The organism is Phenylobacterium sp. (assembly GCF_030654915.1).
In the GTDB taxonomy this organism is placed as follows: domain Bacteria; phylum Pseudomonadota; class Alphaproteobacteria; order Caulobacterales; family Caulobacteraceae; genus Phenylobacterium.
Window position 1 is genome coordinate 1 of sequence record NZ_JAURWM010000046.1, and the last position, 1,575, is coordinate 1,575.

Consider the following 1,575-nt stretch of genomic DNA (forward strand, 5'->3'; position numbering starts at 1 on the left):
CGAACTGGCCTGCAAGCGGAAGATCCCGCTGGTCTTCCTGCAGAACATCTCCGGCTTCATGGTCGGCGGGAAGTACGAGTCCGGGGGCATCGCCAAGGACGGGGCCAAGCTGGTCACCGCCGTCGCCAGCGCCGAGGTCCCGAAGTTCACCGTCCTGATCGGCGGCTCCTTTGGAGCGGGAAATTACGGCATGTGCGGGCGCGCCTATAGCCCGCGCTTCCTGTGGACCTGGCCCAACAGCCGCATCTCGGTGATGGGCGGCGAGCAGGCCGCCAGCGTCCTGGCGACCATCAAGCGCGACGGCATGGAGGCCAAGGGCGAGACATGGGCCGCCGCCGACGAGGAGGCCTTCAAGGCCCCGGTCCGCGATCGCTACGAGGCCGAAGGCGACCCCTATTTCGCCACCGCGCGCCTGTGGGACGACGGCATCATCGACCCAGCCCAGACCCGAGACGTGCTCGGCCTCTCCATCTCCGCGGCCCTCAACGCCCCGATACCGGACACCCGGTTCGGCATCTTCCGGATGTGACCATGATCAAGAGCATTCTGGTCGCCAACCGTGGCGAGATCGCCTGCCGCGTCTTCCGCACCGCCCAATCGATGGGGATCGCCACCGTGGCGGTCTATTCCGAGCCCGACGCCGAGGCCCCGCACGTGCAGATGGCCGACCAGGCCGTGCTGATCGGGCCGGCTCCGGCGCGCGAAAGCTATCTGGTGGGCGAGACCATCATCGAGGCGGCGCTGGCGACCGGTGCGGACGCGATCCACCCCGGCTACGGTTTCCTCTCCGAGAACGCGGAATTCGCCGAGGCGGTCATGGCCGCCGGCCTGATCTGGATCGGCCCGCCACCTTCGGCGATCCGCGCCATGGGTCTGAAGGACGCCGCCAAGTCGTTGATGGCCGCCGCCCATGTTCCGGTGACGCCCGGCTATCTCGGCGAGGACCAGAGCCCTGAGCGCCTGCAAAGCGAAGCCGACAACATCGGCTACCCCGTCCTGATCAAGGCGGTGGCTGGCGGCGGCGGCAAGGGCATGCGCAAGGTCGAGCAGGCGGACGACTTCGCCGCCGCCCTGACCTCCTGTAGGCGCGAGGCTGCCGCCTCGTTCGGCGACGACCGCGTGCTGCTGGAGACCTACGTCACCCGCCCCCGGCACATCGAGGTCCAGGTGTTCGGCGACAGCCACGGCAATGTCGTGCACCTCTATGAGCGCGACTGCTCCTTGCAGCGCCGCCACCAGAAGGTCATCGAGGAAGCCCCGGCGCCGGGCATGAGCGACGCCGCCCGCGTCGCCGTCACCAGCGCCGCGGTCAAGGCCGCCCAGGCGGTCGGCTATGTCGGCGCCGGCACCGTCGAGTTCATCGCCGACGCCAGCGACGGCCTGAAGCCGGACCGCATCTGGTTCATGGAAATGAACACCCGGCTGCAGGTCGAGCACCCGGTCACCGAAGCTGTCACCGGCGTCGACCTGGTCGAGTGGCAAATCCGCATCGCCGCCGGCGAGGCGCTGCCGCTGGCCCAGCATCAGATCGAACTGAGCGGCCACGCCATCGAGGCCCGGCTCTATGCCGAGAAC

The 1,575-nt window shown here is 68.9% G+C and carries 2 protein-coding genes; both read left to right on the forward strand.

Going from position 1 to position 1,575, the window contains the following annotated elements:
* Window positions 1-529: carboxyl transferase domain-containing protein (locus Q7T84_RS02105; RefSeq protein WP_304805970.1), on the forward strand; the 529-nt coding region annotated here is incomplete at its 5' end.
* Window positions 530-531: 2 nt separating this feature from the next.
* On the forward strand, window positions 532-1,575 hold a 1,044-nt coding region (locus tag Q7T84_RS02110; RefSeq protein ID WP_304805971.1), incomplete at its 3' end, for an acetyl/propionyl/methylcrotonyl-CoA carboxylase subunit alpha.